Below are 5,509 nucleotides of genomic sequence, written 5' to 3'. Positions count from 1 at the left end.
TAAACAGTAGCAACGCCCACGCCTACCGCTTTGGCTATTTCGTCTTTTGTCATGCTGCCAAGTGCTGCCAGTTCTAAGATCCGCTTATGCTTTGCCGTGTCTGCTTTCTTGCCTGTTGGTTTATATCCTGATCTCTCTAAACCTTGTTTAATACGTTCCTTGCGTTTCTCGTTGTCTAGGCGCGCCATTGTGGCCAGTAGATCAATAAGCATATTGTTTACAACGCTTAAAACCGCGTTTGTAATGTCGTCTGTCGCATTTATTAAGGCATGGGTCGTTGGTAGATCCTGAACAACTAAGCGCAAGCCTTTGTCTTTAATACGCTGCTTTAACGTGCTGAAGTCGTCTTGAGTTAATCGGCTAAGCCTATCAACGCTCTCAACCAGTAAAATATCGCCGTCCTTTGATTCATCTAGCAACTTATTAAGCTGTGGGCGTTCTAGTTTCGTTCCTGTGTGGTTTTCAATGTATTCAGTAACGCTATGACCTAATCCAACGGCAAAGGCTCTAAGGCTGTCTAGGGCGCGTTCTGCATCTTGTTCTTTTGTGGATGCTCTAACATAAATTCGAGTATTCATTTTATCGTTTAACTATCTTTGTCTAGGTATTATGATAATAATGTCATTTAATTAACATTGATAGTCTAATGATAGAATTATATTGCTATTTATCACTTATCTTTTGGGTATAGTCCAATGATAGGCTTTTGATCTCCCCAATTTTGGGGATGTCGGCAATAGCTACGCCGTGCTAGATGTCAGAAAAATCATATCCTTTTTTATGGGGTCGAAAAATTACACGTTCAGGATGCTAGATCCCTTTTTTATGGACTACAGAAATATCAAGTTTTATCAAGTCCGCGCGCGTACCTATCCGAAAACTCTGCTCGTAATGCTCCGAAAATAGCTAGTCCCTTTAGGGGGTCGCAAAAATAAGCTGTTCAATGGTTTTATAGCAATCTAAAGATAGCCGAAAACTCCTTTTTATAGAGGTGGAAGTGCTTAGGCTAAAACTTTATACAATCCAAATCTATGTTTAGATCCTCACCTAGCAATTGCACTGCTGATTCAAAATCTGCTTCTAGCTGCTCGGAAAATTCATCTAAATCCAAATCCAAATCCAGTTCTAAATCTAAGCCGCAATCTATTTCAAATTCCATAATCTGCCCCTCTATTTTTTACGGCGTACTGTGTCATGCTCGCCTGCTTTGATAGTGTAACGTAATCAAGATAAAATCAAACAAAGCTCTTTTAGGTCTATTGCTCTGTACCTAATTGGGCTTTTTTTATAGCTGTATTTATTCAAAAAAGGGGTATAGGGGGTATAGGGGGTTATTTTGGGCTTACTATAAAATAAATTTTAACTTAACTTTTCAAATCGTATTAGGTGTAATTAAACCCCTTAAACCCCTTAAACCCCCATTTTCACCCTAAAAACCTATTTTCATTGGTCTATATAAAAAAAACCGCCAATTGTAGGCGGTCTAATCTATTTTGCTTATAAAGGTGCGGGGGTTTAAATTTCGGTTACTCTAAACTGTGCCGCGTGTTTTCCTGACTTCATAAAAGACAGTTTTAAACCATCTACAATACGGTCACGGCGGAATCTTAAAACCCGTCCAATGCTTCGGCTGTTTAGCCTGCCTTGCGTGATCTCTGACAGTAATTCATACAAATGAGTATTACCAAAACCATGCTCAGGCGTACTGACTTCTGCTAGCTGCCGTGCTTCAAACCATGCTGTGCCGTATTCTTTATAAATGGCTCTCAGCAACTCCCCTAAAATTTCTTGCTCGGGGTCTTGTTTGACTGCTTCATTAATAACTATCTTTGGATCATCTAACCCAGCTATAAATTGAGCTAACCATGCAACGGGCTGACGGGCTAAGGTGTCCCAGTCTTCAAAAGAAGCTGTTTTGTCAGATATAAAACCGTCAGGATTATTCTGCAAATAACCTCTAATGATAGTTAAGCCTGCTTTAACCATTTCCGCCCTGTGTCGTTTCAAGTGATCCAACGCATTAAACTTAAAAACGTGTTCTATTGGGTTTTCAGTCTGCCGATCTAAGCGGCATGTTAAAACACGTCTAGGTAGTTCGCCTGCAACTTGTAAGTTATTACCTGTCACAAGAAACATTGCTCTATTAGGTAGCTCGATTGTTTCACTTTTACCAAGCGTGCGATCTGTAAATGTTGAAGCTGTCAAAAATGATGCCATAGATGCACTGTTAAAAATGCCCATGACGTTATCCCAAAGAATATTCCGTGATCCTCTGATTAATTCAGAAAATAAACGCTTCCTGATTTCTTCATCATTTTTGCTGTCAATTGGCGGCATTGGTGAGGGTACAACGCCTGTGCCTAAATAGCCTATGCACTGCGCCAAGTATGTTTTTCCTGTTCCCTGTTTTGGGGCGTCAATTGCAAAGGCGGGGGCTGTTTCTACAACGGGGCGGATAATTGACGTAAGGATTGCAGATAAACAAACTGCCCGATCAATTGGATTAACAAATGGAAAATCGCTAAATGGCTGCATTAGCTTTTCATAAGCTGCCTGCACGTCTTGACCTGTCACCTTGTCAGGAATGATTGGCGGCTGTTCATTGGTAGCCAAATAAAGCTGCGTTTCTTTGTCATATCCTGCACGGGTTATAACGTGATCCTGTGGCGTTATTACTGGTGCTGTGATCACTGCTTTTAATTGTTTAAGCCCACGTGCGTCACCTAAAGCAAGGATCTGTTTAATTACAGTGATTGGTGGATCAATTAAAACCTTTTGAAGCTGCTCTTTGCCTTTTGGCTTCCAAGTGAAATATTGAATAAAAGATGACAGATAATAAGGCAATAAATCTGCTGTGATGTTCTTCACTGCCCCGTTATGAATTGTCACCAACTGCCCGCCCATATCGAAAAAATCAGGCATTTCTTTTAACAGTCGCAAGGTGTCCTGTACTGTTTCAAATGCTTTCCCGTTTTTGTGTTCAATTTCTTTGGGCTGTCTGATTAGCTTATAAGACTTCCCGCCGTGTGCTTGGCTGTATAGGTTAGGCTGCCCATTAAACAGATATAAACGCCCTACGGTACGCCCGCCGTCATAATCAGGTTCAAGTGGATCTTTTGTCCCTTTGCCGTGATATTTACTAGGGCTGTCCAGGATTTCCCCAACGGTTACAGCCTGCCCATCATTTAGATAAACAACAAAATCACCCGTTAAAGTGTCGCTATCCGTTGCCCGTCTAACGGTGTTCTGTGCATGTTCAATCTGTGCTTCGTTGGGGGCTGTGAAGCCTTGTTTTTTTAGGTTATCTAAAGCCTTGTCTACAATAAACTCAGCCTTAATAAAATCGGCTTCCTGCTTTAATTCAGCCTTTGCTTTGGCTTGCATGGCTTTAACTTCCGCCAATTCTATCGCCGTCAGGTCAGGCAATGCCGCCTTTGTGTCTAAAGGTGCGCCGTTATGAATTTCAGGCTGTGGGCGTTTTTGTTCAACTGGGGCAATGCAATTTGCACCTGAAATAAAATCTAATCTGCTAGGCTGCCAAACGCTGCTATCAATTATTGCTTTGGTTAGGAACGATCCTACTTTGCTGATTTCAATATGGCCATATCCCGCAAGCCACAAACGGTTAAACAATACATTGCCTGCCCGTTCTATATCTGCTGCATCTTGCACAAGGATATAAACACGCTGTCCACGCAATCCAGTGTGCTGCTGTTCGCCGTTATAGATAAAGCTGCTACTACTGCACCACCACATATAAGCGGCGTTCTTAAGTGACGGTATGACGTCATACAGTGTCTTTATGATCTGCTCTTTGCTTAGTGCTTTACTTTCATCTTTAAAGTCAAAATCAAGCATCATCACGCCGCCAAAATCTCCCCATCTAAAGAAGTCTTTTGTACGTGTTACGGCGTTTTGTGGCTGTCCTTGTTTCTCATACTCGGTTTTGCTGAATATCTGAAACGGCGTGTCTGTTTGTTTGTCAGGTACAATGCCCCAAGTCATAGCTTGATTGGTGTTTAAACCCGTCAGGATTTCCGCCAGTTCATTAATATCTTTAAACGTCTTTGTTATGCCTGTGCCTTGCACCATGTTCGCTGTGGTCTTTGGCTGCTGTATAACGCCGTCAATTAATTGGTAGGTCTTTGTTAAAACTGTTGGGCGTTCACTTGTTACAACGGTTACAGCAATTTGCTCTGTTTTTGTGTTCATGTTATAGCACTCCCTCATTTAGGGCAGTGGCATTACACGGCGTTGGGTATCCTAGACTTTCAAGGGCTTTAAATACTTCGGACTTATCCCAAACGTAAGTTATACCGAAACGGCAAATAGGCTTGGGTAGCTTTCCTGATTCTGCCCAACGCTGCACAGTGATAGTACGGCGTTTGATTATTTGAGCAATTTGCGGGGCTGTGATGGTGTTTTGTAATTGGTGCATGTGTAACCTCTTTTTAAATCAAAGGGCTACTGTGTTCGTTCAGATGCACAAGCTATTGCGCTGATATTATTATCAAGATACAATGTCAACATAATACTATTAATAGTATTATGATTAGCTTAGTGTGGGTCTGCGAAACTGAACACTGTAGCAATTTATTTTAGATCTTCGGATCTGCAATCAAGCTCACAACGGCAAATTGTGAGCTTTTTTGTTTTCTGCGATGTCGAAAATTTTGCACATATCACAAAAAACATAAGCAATAACCTGAACCTATGAAAACTAGACTACAATACAAAACTAAGATTTTAAAGCAATAAAACAGAAAAAATATGGCTCAACTCTCCCTAACTGAAGTATCCAAACGCTTTAACGTCAATAGAACCACAATCTATAGGGCTGTAAGCAATGGCAAGCTGTCGCGTTTAAGCAATGGCCTGTTTGATCTTGCTGAAGTGATCCGCGTCTTTGGTGAAGCTCCAACGGCTGAAGCTGCACCTGTACCCGAAAAAGAATCAAAGCTCGTGGAAGTATTAGAACGTGAATTGTTATTTTTAAAGAAGCAAATTGAGCAAAAGGACAATCAGATTAATCACTTGCAAAGGCTACTTGTTGCACCTGAAACGTCCGCGCAACGTCCTGAAGCAACAACATGCAACGATACCGAAACGCCCATAGATCAAGCCATGCAACACAATGAAACGCCGTATGAAGCAAATAGCAACGCCACAAAGCAACATGATGCAACGGCGCAAAATGACACAATGAAACAACCTAAAAAACGTGGCTTGTTTGATCGGTTAGATCGTGGTCTTAAAGCGTTTCTGAAGTGATAAGCAAGCCTACCCTGTGGCCACAATTCCGCTATGCTGCATCATGTCACGGGGACTTGTTAGGGATTCTCCCTAAAACCCTAAAAGCATCACCCTGCTTTTAATACCCTGTAAACAGTAGCAACGCCCACGCCTACCGCTTTGGCTATTTCGTCTTTTGTCATGCTGCCAAGTGCTGCCAGTTCTAAGATCCGCTTATGCTTTGCCGTGTCTGCTTTCTTGCCTGTTGGTTTATATC

6 protein-coding genes are annotated in these 5,509 nt (G+C 41.7%); 1 reads left to right on the top strand and 5 read right to left on the bottom strand.

Annotation, left to right across the window (positions count from 1 at the left end; translation table 11 throughout):
- From FTU54_RS14885 to FTU54_RS14870, 4 genes are all read right to left on the bottom strand, one after another.
- Positions 1 to 578, bottom strand: a 578-nt coding sequence (locus tag FTU54_RS14885) for a recombinase family protein (protein WP_180074898.1), incomplete at its 3' end; no start/stop codon positions are given.
- 428 nt (positions 579 to 1,006) lie between these two features.
- On the bottom strand, positions 1,007 to 1,159 hold the full coding sequence (locus tag FTU54_RS14880; protein WP_180074897.1) for a hypothetical protein: 153 nt from the start codon (positions 1,157 to 1,159) through the stop codon (positions 1,007 to 1,009).
- A 356-nt stretch (positions 1,160 to 1,515) separates the two neighbouring features.
- Entirely contained in the window at positions 1,516 to 4,212 is a 2,697-nt protein-coding gene (locus tag FTU54_RS14875) for a hypothetical protein (RefSeq protein ID WP_180074896.1), read from the bottom strand.
- A gap of 1 nt (position 4,213) precedes the next feature.
- Positions 4,214 to 4,438 carry an AlpA family transcriptional regulator gene (locus FTU54_RS14870; protein WP_180074895.1) on the bottom strand — a complete coding sequence of 75 codons (225 nt, stop codon included), beginning with the start codon at positions 4,436 to 4,438 and terminating at the stop codon, positions 4,214 to 4,216.
- Positions 4,439 to 4,770: 332 nt separating this feature from the next.
- Between FTU54_RS14870 and FTU54_RS14865 the strand changes: the two genes are divergently transcribed.
- Positions 4,771 to 5,271 carry a plasmid replication DNA-binding protein gene (locus FTU54_RS14865; protein ID WP_180074894.1) on the top strand — a complete coding sequence of 167 codons (501 nt, stop codon included), beginning with the start codon at positions 4,771 to 4,773 and terminating at the stop codon, positions 5,269 to 5,271.
- An 89-nt stretch (positions 5,272 to 5,360) separates the two neighbouring features.
- Here FTU54_RS14865 and FTU54_RS14860 read toward each other — a convergent pair.
- The coding region (locus FTU54_RS14860) for a helix-turn-helix domain-containing protein (protein WP_180074893.1) at positions 5,361 to 5,509 on the bottom strand (149 nt) is incomplete at its 5' end.

The sequence above is a fragment of the Acinetobacter sp. YH12116 genome (assembly GCF_013418895.1).
Taxonomy (GTDB): domain Bacteria; phylum Pseudomonadota; class Gammaproteobacteria; order Pseudomonadales; family Moraxellaceae; genus Acinetobacter; species Acinetobacter indicus.
This window is presented reverse-complemented; position numbering and strand designations above follow the sequence as displayed.